At 56.3% G+C, this 20,410-nt stretch carries 14 protein-coding genes; 4 read left to right on the top strand and 10 right to left on the bottom strand.

Translation table 11 applies throughout. The features are described from left to right. Positions 1-39: 39 nt before the first annotated feature. The 8 genes from EXY20_RS27715 to EXY20_RS27680 all read right to left on the bottom strand — a co-directional run bounded on the left by EXY20_RS27715 (position 40) and on the right by EXY20_RS27680 (position 10,311). Positions 40-2,121 (bottom strand): AAA family ATPase, encoded by a 2,082-nt coding sequence (locus EXY20_RS27715; RefSeq protein ID WP_135555384.1) that lies wholly within the window; start codon positions 2,119-2,121, stop codon positions 40-42. Positions 2,122-2,248: 127 nt separating this feature from the next. After that, positions 2,249-2,641, bottom strand: a complete 393-nt coding sequence (locus tag EXY20_RS27710; RefSeq protein ID WP_135555383.1) for an iron chaperone — start codon at positions 2,639-2,641, stop codon at positions 2,249-2,251. A 51-nt stretch (positions 2,642-2,692) separates the two neighbouring features. Continuing rightward, positions 2,693-3,280 carry an AAA family ATPase gene (locus EXY20_RS27705; protein WP_135555382.1) on the bottom strand — a complete coding sequence of 196 codons (588 nt, stop codon included), beginning with the start codon at positions 3,278-3,280 and terminating at the stop codon, positions 2,693-2,695. A gap of 184 nt (positions 3,281-3,464) precedes the next feature. Then, on the bottom strand, positions 3,465-4,493 hold the full coding sequence (locus tag EXY20_RS27700; protein WP_135555381.1) for an S-layer homology domain-containing protein: 1,029 nt from the start codon (positions 4,491-4,493) through the stop codon (positions 3,465-3,467). A 111-nt stretch (positions 4,494-4,604) separates the two neighbouring features. Then, complete coding sequence (locus tag EXY20_RS27695; RefSeq protein WP_167859566.1) at positions 4,605-8,000, bottom strand: immunoglobulin-like domain-containing protein; 3,396 nt, start codon at positions 7,998-8,000, stop codon at positions 4,605-4,607. 293 nt (positions 8,001-8,293) lie between these two features. Beyond that, positions 8,294-9,238: an OmpL47-type beta-barrel domain-containing protein gene (locus tag EXY20_RS27690; protein ID WP_135555379.1), complete on the bottom strand. Its 945-nt coding sequence runs from the start codon at positions 9,236-9,238 to the stop codon at positions 8,294-8,296. A gap of 159 nt (positions 9,239-9,397) precedes the next feature. Beyond that, on the bottom strand, positions 9,398-9,766 hold the full coding sequence (locus EXY20_RS27685; RefSeq protein WP_135555378.1) for a DUF488 domain-containing protein: 369 nt from the start codon (positions 9,764-9,766) through the stop codon (positions 9,398-9,400). Between the two features lie 131 nt (positions 9,767-9,897). Continuing rightward, positions 9,898-10,311 carry a hypothetical protein gene (locus EXY20_RS27680; RefSeq protein ID WP_235886226.1) on the bottom strand — a complete coding sequence of 138 codons (414 nt, stop codon included), beginning with the start codon at positions 10,309-10,311 and terminating at the stop codon, positions 9,898-9,900. A gap of 163 nt (positions 10,312-10,474) precedes the next feature. On the opposite strand from EXY20_RS27680, the gene EXY20_RS27675 reads away from it, so the two are divergent. The 4 genes from EXY20_RS27675 to EXY20_RS27660 all read left to right on the top strand — a co-directional run bounded on the left by EXY20_RS27675 (position 10,475) and on the right by EXY20_RS27660 (position 16,079). Continuing rightward, positions 10,475-12,214 (top strand): Rieske (2Fe-2S) protein, encoded by a 1,740-nt coding sequence (locus EXY20_RS27675; RefSeq protein WP_135555377.1) that lies wholly within the window; start codon positions 10,475-10,477, stop codon positions 12,212-12,214. Between the two features lie 144 nt (positions 12,215-12,358). Beyond that, positions 12,359-14,107, top strand: coding sequence for a sensor histidine kinase (locus tag EXY20_RS27670; protein ID WP_135555376.1), 1,749 nt, complete (start codon positions 12,359-12,361; stop codon positions 14,105-14,107). A 103-nt stretch (positions 14,108-14,210) separates the two neighbouring features. After that, complete coding sequence (locus EXY20_RS27665; RefSeq protein WP_135555375.1) at positions 14,211-15,167, top strand: ATP-binding protein; 957 nt, start codon at positions 14,211-14,213, stop codon at positions 15,165-15,167. Positions 15,168-15,206: 39 nt separating this feature from the next. Further along, the gene (locus EXY20_RS27660) at positions 15,207-16,079 is read left to right on the top strand and encodes a tetratricopeptide repeat protein (protein WP_235886225.1); all 873 of its coding nucleotides are present in this window, start codon (positions 15,207-15,209) and stop codon (positions 16,077-16,079) included. A gap of 7 nt (positions 16,080-16,086) precedes the next feature. Here EXY20_RS27660 and EXY20_RS27655 read toward each other — a convergent pair whose 3' ends face one another. Both EXY20_RS27655 and EXY20_RS27650 read right to left on the bottom strand, forming a co-directional pair. After that, positions 16,087-17,274, bottom strand: a complete 1,188-nt coding sequence (locus EXY20_RS27655) for a winged helix-turn-helix domain-containing protein (protein ID WP_135555374.1) — start codon at positions 17,272-17,274, stop codon at positions 16,087-16,089. 85 nt (positions 17,275-17,359) lie between these two features. Further along, positions 17,360-20,407 carry a peptidase domain-containing ABC transporter gene (locus EXY20_RS27650; protein ID WP_135555373.1) on the bottom strand — a complete coding sequence of 1,016 codons (3,048 nt, stop codon included), beginning with the start codon at positions 20,405-20,407 and terminating at the stop codon, positions 17,360-17,362. Positions 20,408-20,410 lie beyond the last annotated feature (3 nt).

Genomic DNA, 20,410 nt, shown 5'->3' with positions numbered 1-20,410 from the left:
CTTCCGCTCTCCTGCAACGACGACCGCTTTATTTTTCTTTTACAAATAGCGCGAAATGGCGCGAATCAGCTGCGCGGGAAATTGCCGCAAATCGGCGATGTCGAGAAACCGCTCCCCGCCGTAGATGTCGCCGATGATCTCTTTATCCTGGCCGATAGCAGCGGACAAGAAGGTCACGCCCTTGCGTTCGTATTCGGCGATCGTTTGCTTCATATCCGCGATGGCGCGGCTGCCGGCATAGTCGTCCATCGCTTTGGGCTGTCCGTCGCTGACGCTGATCAGCAGCTTTGTTTGCTGCGGCGCGCCGGCGAGTTTGTCGGCCATAATCCGCAGCGCCATCCCGTCGCGGTTGTTGCCGCGCGCCCGGATGCCCATCAGCTTGAACCTGTCGTCCGGGTCGGGTTTGTCGTAGTCGGCGTATGCGTAAATCGACATTTGCTCCAGCCGCGATACGTCCGCCGTATCCCCATAGACGAGGAGCGGTATATCGCAGAGCCGGCAAAATTCGCAGACGGCAACGGCGGCGCGTTTGGCCGCTTCCAGCCGACCCTCGGCGGTCATCGACGCCGATTCGTCGATGCGCAGGCCTACGGCAAGCGAAGGCGATTCGGAAGGCGGCAGCTTCTTGGCAAAATAGCGATAATCCCGGTACGCCGCGCGTTCGGCCTGGAATTTGCCGCCGTACAGACGGTTCCCCGCAAAGTCCGCGGCAACGTCGTGCGAAAGCAGCGGCAGCACGTTGCGCGCCGTTTCCCGGATGACGGGCACCAGCTCCGCGCATAGCCGCTCATAGGCTTCCACATCTCGCGCTTCGAATCCGGGCCGATGCACCACGAGCTTCACTCCCTGATGCATCGAGCCGTTGACCGCGGCGCGCGCCTCCCGATTCCGCTGTTTGCGGAAATCCCGTTCCCGCTGCTGTTTCTGCGCCGGCGTTTCCTCCGGCTGCTCCGGGCGATAGAAGGGAGCCCCGTCCGCTCCGAGGTCGTCGCTTGCCGCATCGCCGGATCGTTCCGCGCGGTCCACGGAACGGTCTTCGCTGTCCGGCGACTTCTTCAGTGCAATCGCCCGTTCGTCGACTTCGCCGAGCGGTTCGTGTTCGGCGTTGCTGTCGCCCGACGTCTGAATCTCTTCCGTCTGTGGCGGTTCCGGCCGTTTCGGCCCCCGTGCCGGTTCCCGCTCCGCGTCGGCCAATTGCGCCAGCATGCCGCGACCGGCCAGCGCTTGCTCGAGCAGCTTGACGTCATCCGGGTCGGTGGATATTTTGTAAATCACTTTCGGGTAAAGCGTTTGCCCCGCTGACGCGCCCGCGGCCACGGCTTCCGCCCAATAGAACAAGGAACGCATGCCGGCCACGCCTTTGATCGCGTTGGCTCTTGCCGTTTGATCGAGCGTAATGATGATATCCGCCAGCAGCTCAAGCAGCGGCCGGTTGCGCCAGCCGGTTTTGGCTTCCGTCCGTTCGACCATCACCTCCCGGGATGGCAAATCCATCTTCTCCGCATGCTGCACCCGGTCGCGCAGCGCCTCGTTTAGCGGACGGCAGCCGGCGTAATGACGGTTCGTCGTAATGACGGCGACAAAATCCGGATGCCGCCGAATCGTTCCCGTCGGCAGGTTGAGACAACCATCGGGTTCGAGCGCCGAGTTCAGCGCCATCAGCACCCCGGCGTCGCGAATGACGGTCGGTTCCTGGATTTCGAGCAAGTACCCGTGCTGGAAAGCCGTCACGATTTCGGAAGGATAGTACCGGTATTCCACGATTTCCCGGCCGGCGGACGCCGAAGACGAGGACACCACCGGCAAAATCGCTCCAACAACGTCGGACTTGTCCATATCGGCGAAGCAGGTAATTTTCGTGTAAGGCAGCCCCAGGTTGGCAGACAACGCTTTGGCCAGCTGCGTTTTGCCCGAGCCGGCGTCGCCTTCGAGCAGGATCGTGGCGATTTTCATTTCGCCGCGGTGCCAGTTGCGTTTGATTTCTTCGCTGATGCGGCGTTCTTCCTCGCTTATCCGATGGGAGGCGGGCGCTTTCCACACCATCGTTTGTTCGGCCTCCGTAAGCTTGCGATCCGGCGATACGATGCAAGAGGGGAGAGGTTGATTTTGAACGGATGACATGATGGATCCCTCGTTTACTATTTACTAAATTACTAATTTACTAAACAATTAATAGCACGTGCGGCGCACAAAGTCAACGACAACAAAAAAACGACGAGCCGCTGCGCTCGCCGTTTCCGGATGCCGGTTATGATTTTTTCGCTTTTTTTGCTGTTGCCAGTTCGCGATTTTCCGCTGCGCGGAACTTGACGATTCTGCCGATCAATTCGTACGGAATGGGCTTGTCCAGCGGGAATTGCACCGAACCTTTGGCCCCCTTGTAGGCGGCGAGCTCGTCCTTGAAAACGGCGATGCCGTTCGCCCCCGGATAGAAGCCGATATGCTGCTTGAACGCGGCAAAATGCACCAGATTGATGCCATGCAGCGCGAAGGTTGGCATTTGGTAGCTGATTTTCTCCGCGGCATCGGGCTCGGCTTCCTTGATGACGGCACGAACCTTTTGCAGCAGGGTCTGGATTTCGGGTGGAAACATGCTTATGTATTCATCTGTCGTTGTGTACACAGCTGCGTTGCTTTCCATGGTCGCCATTCTCCTTTTTGCGGAAAATCGAACGTCATCCCTTATTGTACACTACCGGATATGGCGGAATAAAGTGAGCAGACGGTCGGTTTGTTTTTTCAGGCGCGAACGGTTGTCCGGGGGCAGCCGGAGTCCGCTTCTCGCCGCAATTTCTTCCACGACGCTGTCCACCGGTTTGCGGTCGGTGACGATTTTTTCGTCCGGGATGACGGTGTTGAACGCTTCCAGGCAGCGATCTACCTGCGCCTTGGCCCAGGTTTCGCCGAATTTGGCCCGCTTGTTCAGCCGCTTCATAATCACCTCTTTGTCCGCGTACAGGATGAACGCTTTGACTTCGAGCCCGTCCGCTCGCAGCCGCGCGATGATCGCATCGTAATAACGCCTGTCGACGACGGTCATGGGCACAATGATCGTTCCGGGATAGTCGCGGGCCAGCCACGCCAGCATCTCGTAATTAAATGAACGCCATAACGGGTGGTCCTGAAAATCCGGCTCGTGCAGAAGCCGCGGCGTATTGCGCCGGATGAAGTAGCCGATGTTTTCGGGATCGTAGACGAATGAATCGGGCAGCCGGCGATGCAGCTCGAAAGCGCATGTCGTTTTGCCGGCGCCGAATGCGCCGTTCAGCCAAATAATCATGGGCGCGCTCTCCTCTGTGGCGAAGGTTGATTGGATGGATGCTTCTTATTCATTAGACGGGACAGGCCGTTCATTCGGTAACAAGCCCCCGTCAGCGCAAAGTCCCCGGCTCGCGCTGGCAAGCGGCGAGGGGGACCGTGGCGACGGCAAGGCGATGCGATTGTTTGCGTGAAGGTTCAAGCGATTATTCCGCCTCCAGGCCGTTCAGCAGCCGTTTGACGACAACCGCCGCTTCCGCCCGCGTTGCCTGGGACAACGGGGCAAAGATGCCGTCGGCTCTGCCGTTCATCAGCTTCGCCGCCATGGTTTGGCGGACGATTGTTTTGGCCCAGTCGCTGACTTCCGCTCCGTCAAGCGGTTCGGGCATGGACGCGAGCGCGGCGACCGGCTGCTTCCGGCCGCCGGCATACGCTTGCGCCCGCAGCAGCATCGCTGCCATCTGTTCCCGCGTAATCGCAGTCTCCGGTTCGAATGCCGTATCCGAAACGCCTTCCACAATGCCGGCGGCATACGCCCCACGAACCGTGTCCGCGTACCAGGCGTCGTCCGCCACATCCGCAAACGGCAGCTTCGCCGCCTTGTTCTCCAGCTTCAGCGCCACCGCCAGCAATTTGGCGAATTGTGCCCGCGTGACATTCGTATCGGGACTGAAATGCTCGTCGTCCATGCCGTCGACGATTTGGCGGTCGACCATCCACATGACGTCGTCTTGCGACCAATGATGGCGCAAATCCGGGAACAGCTTCAGCAGCCGGACCGTCTGGTCCGTTTCGATCAACCGCTCGCTCTTGTCGCTTCCGACCGTATTGACGGCAAGCAGCCGCAGGGAGGTGGAGCCGGGCTTCTTCGGTTTGATCGTCAACGTTTCGAGCGCCACGGATCCGGATTCGCCTTTCACTTTGCCAACCTTCGTGTGGGCAAGGACGAGCTGCTTGTCCTTCACGGAGGGCGCAACCGAAAAGCCGTCCAGATTGGACTTCGAGCCGATCAGTTCCATACGATCCGGATCAAACGCGAACCTGGCTTCATAAGCATACAGGTCGTTGATATGTTCCCCTTGCAGCGTAATGGTGAGCAACTCGTGGTTAGGGTCGTTGTCGGCAACGGACAACAAAAACGTCGGCGCATCCGCCGCCCGGGCCGCCGGGACGGAGGCGGCGAGTCCCGCCCATACGAGCAGCAGCGGCAGAAGCAGGCCGGTAGTTCGTTTCATCAAAATATCCCTCCGAAATGGGTTGGTTTCGATACGAATTGTATCGGTTCAAGCGAACAAGAAGATCAGAGCGATGTTCTCTGATCCTCTTGTTTGTTGCTTGCCGGTCGATTATTCGCCGACGATTTTTTGCGCCATGGCCGCCAGGTCGGCAATATCGATGACGTGGTTGTCGTTCGAATCGGCGTTTTCGACCAGCGGCCAGTTTGGATTCAACCAATCGATGCCGTAGTAGGCGGCAACCAATGCGAGATCGCCGATGCTTACCGTGCCGTCCTGATTGACGTCGCCCGGGATGGCAACCTGGATCGATACGCTGAGCGAGCTTGTTGCCGCCAACTGCTCATGGCCGGTTCCGTCCGCCACTTTGGCGGTTGTTGCGGCAATAACGCTCGTCGTTTGCTCAGCCAGCGACTTCGCTTTGAAGTTCAGCTGCAGTACCGGCGCAGTGCCGGAAATCGCATGTTCAGCGCCTTGGCTGACCAGAATGAAGCGCATTTGCCCCGGCGCGGTTTGGGTGGTGCTGATCAGGCTGAGCCCGGTCTGCGCGGATGCGGCCGACTCGAACTCGACCTTGAGCGGATCGAAGCTTACTGTAATATCCTGGGCATATACAGCGTCCGTCACATTTTTCAGTCCGAGCGTTACGGTGAACGGTTTGCCCGCCCCTACGCTGGCCAGCCCGTTCAGCGTCGTCGCCAGTTCGCCCGCTTGCGCCACGATTACGGTACGGGTGACGGTGTCTGCTGCGTTCCCGGCCGCATCGGCCACGTTATAGCTGACCGTATACGTTCCGGCGGTCGACGTATTGACGCTGCCGCTCGGGGTCACTGTCAAATTCGTATCGATATTGTCCGTTGCCGTTGCGCCTTGTTCGGTGTAAGTTTCCCCGAGATTGAGCGTAACCGTTGCCGAGCCGTTCAAGGCAATGACGGGCTTGCTGTTGTCGAGCAGGAAACCGTTCGAGACGAACTGATGCTCCTGCGCGTTCTTCGTGTACTTCACATGCAAGTACCAGTTGCCGTTGCCGAACAGTTGGCCGATCGTTTCGCCGCTGGCAAACGAAGTCCAACTGCCGCCTGCCGGTTCTTCGCTGCTTTGCGTCCATTGGTAGCCGAGGTCGCTGATGCCCGATCCCGTCACCGTTGCGACGGTGGATGCCGTCTTGTGGGCGGTGGCGTCGCCATTAGGTGCGAAGCTGTGCGATACGGCCGTATCCTGCACATGAACCGTGCGAGTGACGGCGGTTGCCGCATTGCCGGCCGCATCGGACACGTTGAAGACCAGGCTGTACGTGCCGACTTGGCTGGTATCGACCGAGCCGGATGGCGTCAGCGCGCCAAGATCGCCGTCGACATTGTCAAACGCCGTTGCTCCGGCATCGGTGTACGAGCTGCCCAACTCGATGGTGAGCGAATCCGGACCGATCAGCGTAATGACCGGCGGCGTGAGATCGGCAACCGTAACGGTGCGCGTTGCGCTGGAGCTGTTGCCTTCCGAGTCCGTTGCGCTGTAGGTCAGTGTGTAGCTGCCTACTGCGGCGGTGTTGACGGAGCCGCTGACAGTAACTGCAACCGCGCCGTCGAGGTTGTCATTTGCGGTAGCGCCGGGATCGGTGAATGTGCCGCCGAGCGCAACGACGAGCGGGTTGGCGCCGTTCAGCGTGATGACCGGAGCGTCCTGGTCGGCAACTTGTACCGTGCGCGTTGCGCTGGCGTTGTTGTCAGCCGAGTCCGTTGCGCTGTACGTCAGCGTGTAGCTGCCGGCTGCGGCGGTGTTGACGGAGCCGCTGACGGTTACTGCAACCGTGCCGTCAAGGTTGTCCGTTGCCGTAGCGCCGGGATCGGTGAATGTGCCGCCGAGCGCAACGACGAGCGGGTTGGCGCCGTTCAGCGTGATGACCGGAGCCTCCTGGTCGGCAACTTGTACCGTGCGCGTTGCGCTGGTACTGTTGCCAGCCGAATCCGTTGCGCTGTAGGTCAGCGTGTAGCTGCCGGCTGCGGCGGTGTTGACCGAGCCGCTGACCGTTACTGCAACCGAGCCGTCGAGGTTGTCATTTGCGGTAGCGCCGGGATCGGTGAATGTGCCGCCGAGCGCAACGACGAGCGGGTTGGCGCCGTTCAGCGTGATGACCGGAGCGTCCTGGTCGGCAACTTGTACCGTGCGCGTCGCGCTGGAGCTGTTGCCAGCCGAGTCCGTTGCGCTGTACGTCAGTGTGTAGCTGCCTACTGCGGCGGTGTTAACTGAGCCGCTGACAGTAACTGCAACCGCGCCGTCAAGGTTGTCCGTCGCCGTGGCGCCGGGATCGGTGAATGTGCCGCCGAGCGCAACGACGAGCGGGTTGGCGCCGTTCAGCGTGATGACCGGAGCGTCCTGGTCGACGACTTGCACCGTGCGCGTCGCGCTGGCACTGTTGCCAGCCGAATCCGTCGCGCTGTACGTCAGCGTGTAGCTGCCGGCTGCGGCGGTGTTGACGGAGCCGCTGACGGTTACTGCAACCGTGCCGTCAAGGTTGTCCGTTGCCGTAGCGCCGGGATCGGTGAATGTGCCGCCGAGCGCAACGACGAGCGGGTTGGCGCCGTTCAGCGTGATGACCGGCTTGGTGTTGTCCAGCTTGAAGACGTTGGAAGAGGGCGCAATATAGGTGGTGCCGGAAACGACGTATCGGACGTGCAAGTACCAATCGCCGTCGCCGCTATTTTTCGTTATCGTTGCGCCATTGCTGAAAGTCGTCCAACCGGAGCTGCCCGGATTGGCGCTGCTTTGCGTCCACTGGTACTGCAGGGAGCCTGCTCCGCTCGGATAAACGTTGACGGCGGTGGAAACGCTTTTGGCCGGTACGGCGCTTCCGTTAGTGGCGAACACAACGGCGTCGTCATACACATTCACATTGTCGAATTGCACCGTTCCGTTTGCATAGTTCACATTGTTTTTCACCCCGAGGCCGAACTGGCCGGAGCTGTAAGCGGTGTCGGCAGCCGTCAGGCTGGCGGTAGCGGAATTGTTCCAATAGACGTTGATACTGGAGCCGGATGCGACGATCTTCACATGATAGCTGCTGTCCGTGCTGATCGAGACATTGGCTGAGTCCAGGGAGGAAACGGTCGACCCTGTCGTCTTGTAGAGGACGATACTGTTCGTATCGTTATTCACCGCCACACTGTAATAATTCGTATACCCGCTGTTGCTGCGGAAGAGCAAATAACCGACCGCATCTTGCGACTTCGGGATCACATCGGCTTCAAACGTAAAATTCGTGCCCTGATCTGCCCGAGTCAGTTTTCCGATGCTTGAGTTGCCGTAAATTTGGCCTTGGGCGGCATTGCCCGACTTGCTCCATGTTCCTCCGCTGGTCGTCCAGCCTGTCAGCGCGGACCCCGCCGCACCAAAATCATCGCGGAACACTTGGCCAGCAGCGGAAGCCACCGGCACTACATACATAGATCCAGCCACCAGAATGCACGATAGTGCGACAGTGGCCAAACGTTTTGTTACCGTTTTTTTCATCGACATAGCTCCTCGTGATAAAATGGATACACCTGCCTTTCCTGTTCTTCCCGAGACCTGCGAGCAACGTTTTTTTAGTTCCTTGGCACCTCATTTCATTATTGGGACTATGGATGCAAAATACATCTGCTTGATACGTATCGTATCATAATAGATACATTTTGTACACAACATTCCGCAAAATTTTCACCTATTTTTTTGCGGGAGTCTCTTTCGCATCTATTTTCATCGCAACGGGTCAAATGGGTGCCGTAGTAGGCCATTTAATATGGGCTATTTCGGTTCGGCAACATCTAACCAGGCAAAAACATGCTCACTGGCGTAATGGACTGCAACATAATGATGACGTCATCGCGATTAAACAGGCCGTCGCCATTCAAATCTTTCTCTTCCAGAGTGCCTTGTTGGATGACATGCAAGGCATCGACAAGATGAAACTGTCCCGCGCTGTCCAGCGGCAGCGGCTTGACACGGACAGTCGTGCGGTGCTTGCTTTCGATATTTCCGGCGTGATCCGTGCTCCAATATTCGAGCGAATGGTCGCCAATCGCCGCAATCGTCACCGACGTGCCCGTTTGCGGAACGCCGTCGTCCACAGTGTAGAATGTAGAAGCTACCTCGGAACCGTAATCATATGTGCTGAAAGTAACGGTTACGGTTGCGTTCGCCCAGCCCGGGGACGCAGCGCTTGTCGTCCACGGCGCGGTTTTGTCGATTTTGACGGTTGTTGTGCGCGGTGCCTCGACCTTTCCTGCCTGATCCACGCTCCAATACAGAATCGTATGGATGCCTTCCGTGCTTACGGCAATAGTCGTACCCGATTGCTCCCCGTTATCGTCCAAGTTATAGTATGTAGCGGCTACCCCCGAACCGGCGAGACCGTCCGTCGCGGACAAATTCACCGTCACCGCGTGATTCACCCATATGGTCGGCGCATCGTCCGATGTTACGGGAGGCGTCTTGTCTCCGTTTTTGTAGTAGCTCTTCTTGGCGGTTCCGCCAATCGGATCGCCAAAGACGCCATTCGTACACGGTGTGATTGACGTAAATACTCCAAAGGCATAATGGCCGTTTGCGCCATAAGCTACAACTCTTGTTCCTTCGAAAGTGCATGTACCGTTTTCATTCGCGCATTCCGTGTAATTACTTGCGTCGAACGTCTCCGAAAACGCCGCTGCGGGTATCAGCGAAAGCAGCAGACCGATCAGCAGGGCAGCAAGCGCAAGCTTCCTTCTCAAATCTATCAACTCCACGAGATTGATTGATCGGGCATCTGATCGTTTGGGACTATTTTCCGCTTGACGAAACGATTACGTTGGACCCACATTTATTCAATCACATGATCCTTTGAAAGACAACGTGGAAATCGCGTTACAACCCGCAACGTTACAATAGTTTCAGCCGCCGCCTTGCCGTTCCTTCAAATACTCCATCAGAACAGCCGCCTGATTGTGTTGTTCGTCTTTGGCCGAATACAGCAACGTCACGTCCCGCGCTTGCACCCGTTCCAGCAGTCGGTCCACATACGGTTGCAACGCCTCGCTATTCAACTCCGCGACATAACGCGTTCGAAACTCATAGTATCGTTCCGGCCGATGACCGAACCAGCGAATCAATTCGGGAGTGGGGCCAATCTCTTTCAGCCAAACGTCCGCGCCGACGCGCTCCTTGGTCATTCCCCGCGGCCACAGCCTGTCCACCAGCACCCGATCCCCGTCGCTTCCGTCCGCCGCTTCGTAAACCCGCTTCATTTTGAACTGTCCCATCCTTGTGCACCGCTCCTTTCTTGGGCGAGGACAACAGAGGTATTACAATTAGTGTACCAGAAGAAGGACTTCCAAATATATATGAACACGCCAAAAAGCCCGCCAAAACGGCGGGCTTGCGTTTTCCTCATTTACTGCATCGATCTGAAGTTCGTATTCGTGTGCATGCCTGTGCCGGTATTGGCACCGGTGAACATGCCGTGCTGCTGGCCAAACATCGGTTGCTGCTGTTGCGTGTTTGCGTAAGGCGAATAGACGGTATTGAAGGATTGTTGTTGAACCTGTTGCTCCACTTGTTTGCATAGCTGCGTGACGTGCTGCAATTGCTGGATGCATGTTTGATGTCCTTGAAGCGCGGTCTGAATCGTTTGTGCAGCGCGTTGTTCCCGCTGGGCCAACTCTTCGAGGCGCTGCGCATTTTGTTGCTCCTGCTGCAGCAGCAGTTGATAATTTTGGCTGGCTTGCTGGGTTTGCTGGATCAACTGTTGAACGATTTGCTCGCATTGCTGAAGCGCTTGTTGAGTGCCGTTGTTGGCGTATTGCATGGATGAATACCTCCTTTGATTTGACGAACGGACTTATAATCCCCATTCATCCTCATCCTATCCAGTTCCGGAAAGTCCCTTGGCCGGACGACGACAAGTGAACCTTCGCTCAATTGGTGTATACTGAAAGAGATGGAATACGCGGAGGCGGAGGCGATTACGGATGAGCACGGAGGGATGGATTCTCGCGGGCACTTTGGAGGAACTGAAGCAAATACACGCGAAAGTGATCAAAGGCGGAATTGCCGTATTTTACCACGAACATGAGTTCCGAGCAATTGACAATCGATGCCCGCATCTCGGTTTTCCGCTTCACTTGGGAAGTGTCTGCGACGGGATATTGACCTGCCACTGGCATCATGCGCGCTTCGACATTTGCAGCGGCGGGACATTGGACCCGTGGGCGGACGACGTGCCGGCCTATGAAGTCAAGATCGAGCGCGAACAAATCTGGGTCAACTCGAAAGCAAGGAACGTTGGTCATACCGAGAAACTCAAACAGCGTTTGCGGGAAGGGCTTGAACAGAACATCGGCATCGTAATCGCCAAGGCGGTCGTCGGCTTGGTCGAATCCGGCGTCCCGGCGGACGAAATCGTCCGGATCGGCGTTGCGTTCGGCACGTCGCAAGGAAATGGATGGGGAGCAGGTTTGACCATCCTGACCGCGATGAGAAACGTGCTGCCCAAGCTCGATGCGTCGGATCGTTTCCTCGCCTTGTATCACGGCTTGGTACAAGTAGCCAGAGCCAGCGCCGGCCGTGCTCCCCGGCACCTGCTTGGGGCGCTGCCCGCCTCGCCGGCCTCTATGGAGAGAGTGATGGAGTGGTACCGGAACTGTGCCCGGGTTCGCGATACCCAAGGGGCGGAGAAAGTACTCCTGACGGCAATCGCCAAGGGAGCTTCGACGGAGCAACTGGCGGATATGCTGCTGATTTCGGTGACGGACCATTTTTATTTGGACGGCGGCCATACGTTCGATTTTCATCATAAAGCTTTCGAGGCGCTGGAAAGCTTGGGAACTTCGCTCGCAGAGCCGATTCTCGCTTCGCTTGTCCCGCTGCTCCGTTCGCCCGTCCGCAGCGAGGAGCTTCATCACTGGCAAGCGCCGGTCGATCTGGTCGCACCGCTGCGGTATGCTTTCGCAAAGCTGCAGTTGCGGGAGGCTACGAACCAATCCGACACACTTGATGAACTTGACGAACAGGCCATGGTGGATCAACTGCTCAGCGATCGGGTATTGGAGACGGTCGATCAGTTGACCCGGCTCCTGCTGGGCGGAGCATCGCCGGAACGGCTGGCGCAATTGATCTGTCTGGCCGCTGCCGAGCGGATCGTCCGGTTTCACACCCAGAACGAGTTTGGCGACTGGATCGCCGTGCTGCATACTTTTACTTACGCCCATGCGGTACATGAACGTCTGCGTCGCTCCAAGGAGCCGCTTCTTAATCGGGCGCTTTATTACGGGGCGATGGCCATTTATCATGACCGTTTTCTGAATGTGCCGCGAGCGTCGAAACCGAAGCCGACAAGCGGGCGCAGCTACGCGCCGCAGGAACTGCTTGACTTGATGGACCGCAGGCAGCAAGTTGATGAGGCGGCAAGCTGGGTAACCGGCTATCTGGGCGAAAATCGCGACCCGCAGGTTCTGCTCGGCATATTGGGGCACAGTTTGCTTCGCGAGGATGCGGACTTCCATACCTTTCAGCTTTATGAGGCCGCAGTCACCGAATACGAACATTGGGACGCACGCGCCGATGCATTTGCCGGTAAGGCCAAAGAAACCTGTCTGCTTGCCTGTGCCCGCTATTTGGCAGCTCATGCGCCAACGGCGCGGGAGCTGCCGCATACGGCGAAAATCGCCTCGCGTTTGCACCGCGGCGAAAAGTTGTTCGAGGAAGAATAGTCGGCAAGAGCCGCCGCGGCCGGTGACAATGCAATGCCCAATTGGCGAATCGACGCTACGGCGTTCTTGGCCCAAGCCGGAATCTGCTCATCGTCGGCATATGATCAATAGAGATGTTTAAAGTTGTAAGGAGAACTTGATCGTATGAGTGTAACGTTATCCAATGTGGTCATGCTGGTTTCCATTGTGCTCATGATCGCGTTTTTATGGTACGCCTTTCTGTATAGCCGGGAACGGGGAATCCGCTACTTTGCCTGGGTCATGGTGTGTCGCGTGATTTATGCCGGAAGTGTGATTATGGAAATCAACAGCGAAAGTTTATCGGCCAAAATGCTGTTTCGAAATATGGAACAGTCCAGCTTGTTGTTAGCGGTGCCGATGGTGATTTTTTTTGTGCTGGCCCTGTTCGGGAAAGACGACTATTTACGCCCGTTTCGCATGATGCAGATCCTGTCGATTTTCGTGTTCTGGTTGTTGCTTATATGGACGAATCCGTACCACCATCTGCTTTTCCGGAGCATGGAACTCAACGAAGGGCATTTGGAAATAACGAAAACCGTTTATTCGCTTGCGTTTACTATCATCTGTTACCTGATTATTGCGGTTTGCGTCTTTTATTTGTTCGTTTATCTGCGGCGTGTTCGGCCCGAGCTTCGCAAGCCCGGCATCTGGCTGCTACTGTGCGGCTGCATCCCCGCTGCGATGGAAATTGCCAAATCGACTTATCCCGGCTTCGCTCCGTGGCTGCTTCCTGTTTCGGTTTATAGCGGATTTGCGGGAATGACCATGCTGTGGATTGTGATCCGTTACCGGATGTTCTCCGTCGTACCGCTGGCAAGGCAAGTTGTAATGGAGACGATGGAAGAAGGGATTCTCATTGTCAATCACAGAGGAAGCGTGATCGATTGCAATGCGTATGTGGAGCCTTTATTTGCGGGTTCGGGAGAAGGTTCGATTGCGGGACGGCATATTGACAGCTTGTTGGCCGATTGGCCGGAATGGCATCGTGCCTGCAAACGTTTGGAGACGGGCATTATCGAGATTGACGCCCGGGTGAACGGAGAAGAGCGAGTCTATTCGGTCAAGGTGTATCTGCTTGCTTCCCGGGGAAGGGCCGGCCAAGGAACCGTATCCGTATTGTTCGACGTGACAGAAAAGAAACGCCAGATGGAGCGGTTTATGAAGCTCAATCAGTTGAAAGACCAATTGTTTGCCATCGTTTCCCATGATATCCGCAACCCGTTGGCCGTTCAGGCCAGCTTGATTGAAGTGCTGGAAGCCGATAAAACGATGTTTACCCGCAGTCATCGGGAAGTGATCGACGCTTTAAGCGGACAAATTCAAACGACATTTGTGATGATCGAAAATTTGCTGGAATGGTTTCGCAGCCAGAAGGAAGGCATGCAACTGCACCCCGAACGATTGCCGCTGAAAGAGGCGGTCGAGGAAGTATGCCGAACGCTGCGCATCAAGAGCGAGGCCAAACAAATCGCCATACATACGGAAATCGACAGCGACGTGGAAGTTTATGCGGATCGGGAAGCGGTCAATTTGATCGTTCGCAATCTGCTGACGAATGCGATCAAATTTTCCGAACGGGGCGGGAGCGTTCAGGTTGGCGCTGAGACGAATGCCGGGCGGGTGATCGTATCGGTCAGCGACAACGGTGTGGGTGTGGAGGAGGAGCGGGTTCAGGAATTGTTCGATCCGCTGAGACTCGTGTCCACAACGGGTACTGCCGGGGAGAGAGGAACCGGACTGGGCTTGCAAGTTTGCCAACAATTCGTGCGGATGAGCGGCGGACAAATTTGGATGGAGAGCGTGCCGCGCCAGAAAACGGTGTTTTACTTTTCGCTTCGTGCAGCAGGCTCGGAAAAGGAGATACGGGAATGAATAAAAGCTCGTAGTTCCCCGTCGGATTCCGGCAGGAAATGCGCCACAGCGCTGCAAAATATGGTAAACTTAGACACAATCCCAGCAAAAGGAGAGATTCCGGATGTCGGATCGTGATGAACTGGCCGAACGACGGCGCAAAAATTTGAAGCTGATCTCATTCAGTCCCGAGGATCAGACGTTAATTGAATCGGAGAAGCCGAAAACGACGTTTGCCGATGTCGGCGGGCTCGAGGATGTGAAGAAAAAAATCCGGATGAATTTTATTTTGCCGTTGCAGCAGCCGGAGGTGTTCGCGGCGTACGGCAAGTCGGCCGGCGGAAGCTTGCTGCTGTTCGGCCCGCCGGGCTGCGGCAAAACGTTTCTGGCGCGCGCGGTGGCGGGCGAGATCGAAGCGAACTTCATGCATCTGGAGCTGCAGGCGATTCTGTCGATGTACGTCGGTCAAAGCGAGCACAATCTGCACGATCTGTTCGCGAAGGCGCGGCAGAACAAACCTTGCGTCATTTTCATCGACGAATTGGACGCGATGGGCGGAAGCCGCCATCACATGCGGCAGCATCACGACCGGATGCTGGTCAACCAACTGCTGCTTGAGCTCGACGGACTTCAGGCGCAGAATGATCAGGTATTCGTCATCGGTGCGACCAATACGCCTTGGTATCTGGATTCGGCGCTGCGCCGTCCGGGCCGGTTCGATCACCTGGTGTTCGTACCGCCGCCGGAGGATGCCGAGCGCCGTGCCATTCTTGAGCTGAAGCTGGCGGGAAAGCCGACCGAAGCGCTGAACACGGCGAAAATCGCTGCGGATACGCCGCTTTTCTCCGGCGCCGACCTGGAGCAAGTCGTGAAGGAAGCGGTAGAGTCGGCCATGGAGCGTACGTTCGAATCGGGCCGAATCGAGCCGGTGACGCAGGACGATCTGAAGAAGGCGGCAAAAGCAAGAAAAGCAACAACGCTCGAATGGTTTCAAACGGCCAAAAGCTATGCGACGTTCAGCGATGTGAACCGGGACTACCAGGTGGTAGTGGATTATATCAAGAAGCATGGGATCAAATAGCGTAAGTAACGCCTGCGAACGAACGGGAGGTTGTGAGCGTTGGAGAGGCAGCGGATACAAGCCGTCTATGCAGCGGTCCAGCAATTGATGGAGTGGCGTCGGTATAAGGAAGCGTTGAAGGAAGCGGAGAACGCGCTGCGGGACAATCCCGAGGACCCGGATCTGTTCGCGCTGATCGGGCGGATTTATTTCATGCAGAACGAGCATGAGAAGGCGCTCCACTGGGCGAACGAAGCGCTGAAGCGGGAGCCGGAGCAGCAGGTGGCCTGGTATGTGCGCGTCGGCGTCTACTACGAGACGAACCAGGAGCAAGCATTCCAGGAGGCGATTCGGGAAGCCGTCCGCATCGACCCTAACGAATCGCTTTATCCGTTTATGAAAGCGACCCGCCTGCTCAAGAAGGGACAGATCGGGGAAGCCCGGGTGCAATTGCTTCATGCGCTTGAGCTGGTGCCGGTGTCATCGCTGTATTTGGCCGCGCTCAGCTATGTGGAAGCACTTCGAGGAAACGATGCCGAATCGAGAAGGCTCGACCGGCAAGCGGTGCAGTATGAGGCGGAGAACCCGCATGCGCTGTTGTATTTGGCATGGGCGGCGAATCGGCGCGGCGAATTCGGTCTGCAGGAAGCGTATATGAAGAATGCGGTTCGGCTTCATCCCGAGGACAAGCAGTTTCAAGACGAATATTTGGAGGCGCTGCAGCATAACCAGCCGTTGTTCCGCTTGGTTATGTTGCCGGTGCGGTTGATTCGCAGGCTGAAGCCGTGGCAAATTTTCCTCGGTTGGCTCGCCGCCGCGCTGTTGTTCAAACCGTTGTTGGTCGTATTTATCGTCTTGTACGTCGCGGCGCACTGGTTGACCAGGGGGATAGTGCATGTGCGCGTATTCGGCTGGAGGCGCAGAGGCTCGTAATATCAGATCACCGAAGCTGGCGAATCAACTCGCAGCCGTTAAAGGATGCGAAACGTTGAAAACAACTGTTCAAAGCGGTTCGCAACGGTTTGGTCGGCTTGATGCCGTTCTCGTACCAGATGTTTTTGACAACGAGCGTCCCTGTTTTGCGTTCCGCGATGATCTCCGCCCGGCCGATGAAGCGATCTCCATACAACAGGGGCAGCACATAATAGCCGAATTTCCGTTTGATTTCCGGTGTGTAAATCTCCCACGTATAATCGAAGCCAAACAATTCGTTGATCAGCTTTCGATCCCATAACAAGTTGTCCAGCGGAGCAATCAGCTCGCAGCGCAACTTGGGCGCCGGATGCTGCAGAACGGCTTCCATAAGCGGCAAGTCTTCCGCGCGGCAATATAGTATATCCTTCATTTGTTCTACGGTAACGGCAACAATGCGAGCTTCGTGTTGCAATTGGCGGAAAACCTCATTGCGCTGCTCCGTTTTTAATCCCCATATATTCAGCCAGGCATCGGATGCACGATTCCATAAAAGACCAATAGCGCCGATTCGGCGCAGTACCCGCCACTTGTAATGCTCAAGCTCGTCTTCCAGCGGCTCCGGCGCATTCAACAGATGGGGCGGGAAGTAATTTTCGGCGACATCATAATATTTGCGCGTTCCTTTCTTGCGATGGATAATCAGTTCGCCTGTCGAATACATCTGCTCCAGCACCGACCGCGATACATTGTTGCCGCTGCTCCAATGGATGGCGGATTGCCAGGTGAAATCTCCGTCCAATTTCAGTTCATTCGAGCTTATCGCACCGTTATGCTGGATATAAGTCCGTGCTTGGGCTGTCAAAGCCTCCATTTCGGGATAACGCCCGGCATGTCGCCTTGCAGCTTGCCTGTATCGCTCAAAGTACGGCCAGTCTTCGGCAAGGATAATAGCCAAATTCTTGTCGGGATAATCGACAAGGTAGCGATCTTGATACAGCAACTCGTCGAGCAGGGGCTTGGTAAATCCTTTGATTCGCGACTGCAGCACCAACTCGGCGTTTTTGCCGCAAACATCGATGGGGTCATATTGAATACAGCCGACCTGCCGCACAAAGTCCATGATGCCTTGCTTTCCCGTAAAGCGATAGTTGCCCAACAGCCCGTGCTTCAATAACAGAAACTGCCGCGCTTGGCGATTCGTCAAATGGATCATGGACGTGTCTCCTTAACGATACATGCAAACAAATGTTCTTAAAAAATTTTACCATTGTCTGAAGAATAAAATCAAGTGCAAATTGTCAGCTCAACTGCTGACTGATCAGGTAATAATAAAGCCCTTTGGCTTCGATCAGCTCGGCATGGGAACCGGTCTCCACAACAGCTCCGCGATCCAATACGACGATTAGATCCGCCTTCTGCACCGTGCTGAGACGGTGAGCGATGATCAAGCAGGTGCGGCCCTTCAGCATCAACTCCATATTTTGCTGAATGATTCGCTCCGACTCCGAATCGAGCGCGCTGGTCGCCTCGTCGAAAATCAAAATGCCCGGCTCGCCAAGCAGCGCTCTCGCAATGGCGATTCGTTGCAGCTGCCCTCCGGAGAGGCTTAAACCGCCTTCTCCGATCATCGTCTTGAACCCGAGCGGCAAAGCGGCAATAAAATCGTAGGCCCCCGCCAGCTTCGCGGCCGCCTCGACTTCCTCCAGCGTAGCTGACGGAAATCGGATCGCAATATTGTCTTGAATCGTGGCGCGGAATACCCGGTTCTCCTGCTGGACGATCCCGATCTTGCGGCGCAAGGAAGCGGCATGAATTTGCCTGATGTCGTGCCCGTCGACACGAATCGTCCCGCTCGAAGGAGCGAACAGCTTGGTCAGCAAATTCGCGAACGTGGATTTGCCTGCTCCGCTCCTTCCGACAAGCGCAACCGTCTGCCCTGGCCCGATCTTCAGATTGATCTGCTGCAAAATGTCGGGACCGTCCTTGCTGTAGCGAAAGGAGACGTTGTCGAACTGAATGTTTCCTTTCAGCGCGGCCAATCTCCGCATATTTTGCGGCTCCAGCTCCTCCGGATTTGCCCGGAATACGTCGTCGATCCGCTCCATCGATACCCGAACTTCCATCATATCATTGAGCATTTGCAGCATTCGGGTAATCGATTGGGTCACCGTAAAGTAAACGGATAAAAAAGCAACGAATTGTCCCACCGTCAGTTGACCGCGCATGACGAACACAGCGCCCCCGTATAACACCAGGGAGTTGCCGATCATCTTGATAAAATCCGCGACAGTCTCCGACACTACCAGCAGTTGAATGGCTTTGATTCGCTGTTTCAGCGCAAGCTGCAGCTTGTCCATCAGCTTCCAGCGGATTGTCGGTTCCGCTGCCAGCGCCTTCACGGTCGAAATCAGCTTGATGGCTTCAACCATCGTCGTCTGCGATTCCGCCTCCGCTTCGAACTGCTTGCGGCTGTTCCGACGCATCAGCGGAGAGAAGAGAAGCACAAGCGCGATGTAGCATGGAAGGATGGCGAACGCGAGAAACGCCAGCTTCACATGATAGACGAGCATGAGCGTCCCATAAATGACGATCGTCAAGGAGTCCAGCATCAACTGGACCGCCCCGGTCGTCAGCATTCTGCGGATCTTCTGATTCTCGCCGACCCGGCTTGTCAGATCGCCGATCGTTCGAGCGAGGAAGAAGGACAAGGGCAGGCTCAGCAAGTGTTTATAGAAATCGCCCAACATGCCGATGTCGATCTTCAGCGCGATTCGAGCCGCTATGAAAGTTCGGAACGAATTGGAAATGATATAGCAGAGGGATAGAGCAAGCATGCCGACCAGCAGCATTCGCAGAATGTCACGCTGTTCATTGACGAGCACCTTATCCACGATAACTTGCGTAACAATCGGAATCATCAGCGCGGTCAATTGGACGAGCAGCGACGCGATCAGCAGCGAGATCAACGCTTTGCGATTCGGGGTCACATAGGCGACAAATCGGGAAACCGGGCTGCGCATACGCTCGCTTGCCGCAAGCCGGTCCGTCGGAGTCAGCGTCAAAATAGCCCCGCTCCAGCCCGCTTCGAAATCGGCTTTGCTTTTTTTCTCCAGGCCGTAAGCGGGATCGCCGACTATCACGTGCTTCGGGGTCACCTCGTATACAACGATGAAGTGTTCGCCCTTCCAGTGCGCGATCGCGGGCAGCCTCATCCCGGAGAGAGCATCGAGCTGCGTCGTAAAGCCTTGTGCGGCCAGCCCCAGCGATTCCGCCGTTTCCATCAAGCCGTACAACGTGCTTCCGGAGCGCGACATCTCCGTCTGCTCTCTGATTCGGTTGATCGAAATATGCGAACCGTAATACGCCATCACCATAGCAAGACAGGTTGGGCCGCAATCCATCTCGTTCTGCTGCAGGCGTATCGGGTATTTATGCAGCCGGAATCGTCTGCTTCCCTTCTTGACAACCGATTCCAGCTTCATCGATAGATCAGAAGGCGCCTCCGATCGTTCTAATTGATCTTCTTCGTCATCGTTATACATGGATGCTTTCGATACATAATGGGAAGAAATACTTTCAATGGCCGTGCGGAGCGCCGGGTACTTTACAATCATGACATCGAAATCGTCCCTGCTTAGCCGGAACAATTGCGCAGGTTCGACAGCGATCACAGTCGCTTGACGCCGCGCCCCGGTGAGCAAAGCCAATTCACCGAAGAAGTCGCCCGAGAGGAGGCGGTTGAGAACAGCGCCATCTCCTTCCTTAACGACCACGCAATGACCCGAGTGAACGATGTAGAATGCATCTCCCACGTCCCCTTCGCGCACGATCGGCTCCCCTTTGTCCGCATGAATAACGGTCATCCGTTCCAGAAACGTACGAACGGCATGATAATCTTCCGAGGACAGCAACGACGTTCTTCTCAGAAACATCGAGACGGCCCGGGACGAAGCGTAAGTAGCCAGCAGATCTTCCAGACCCGGATTATGCGCCAGCACCTCGCGAAGCATCTCAACAGGAATGGCCAGAAGCCGCACACTTCCCGCCGCGCAGTAGGTGACGGGCTGGTTGGACAGCTTCGTCCCGTTCTCCCAGCCGAAGCAGTCCCCGTCCTTCAATAAGCCGAGGCTGATCTCCGTTCCATCCGCCCGCTCGTCGATCATGCGAACCTCGCCCGAAACGACGACATACATAAATTCCGCCAACTCATCCTTACCCTGTACCGTCTGACCGATTGAGAACGGAACGATCCGCGCATATTGGGCCAGCTTTTGCTTCTCGCGCAGGCTGAATACAACGCAAAAAGGACTTTTCTCAATGTAGTCAAGCAGCTTGTTCGTCTCCATGGA

The sequence above is a fragment of the Paenibacillus cymbidii genome (assembly GCF_004764705.1).
Classification (GTDB): Bacteria; Bacillota; Bacilli; order Paenibacillales; family NBRC-103111; genus Paenibacillus_AN; species Paenibacillus_AN cymbidii.
Note: the sequence above shows the minus strand (reverse complement) of the source record. Positions and strands in the feature narration are given on the sequence as shown.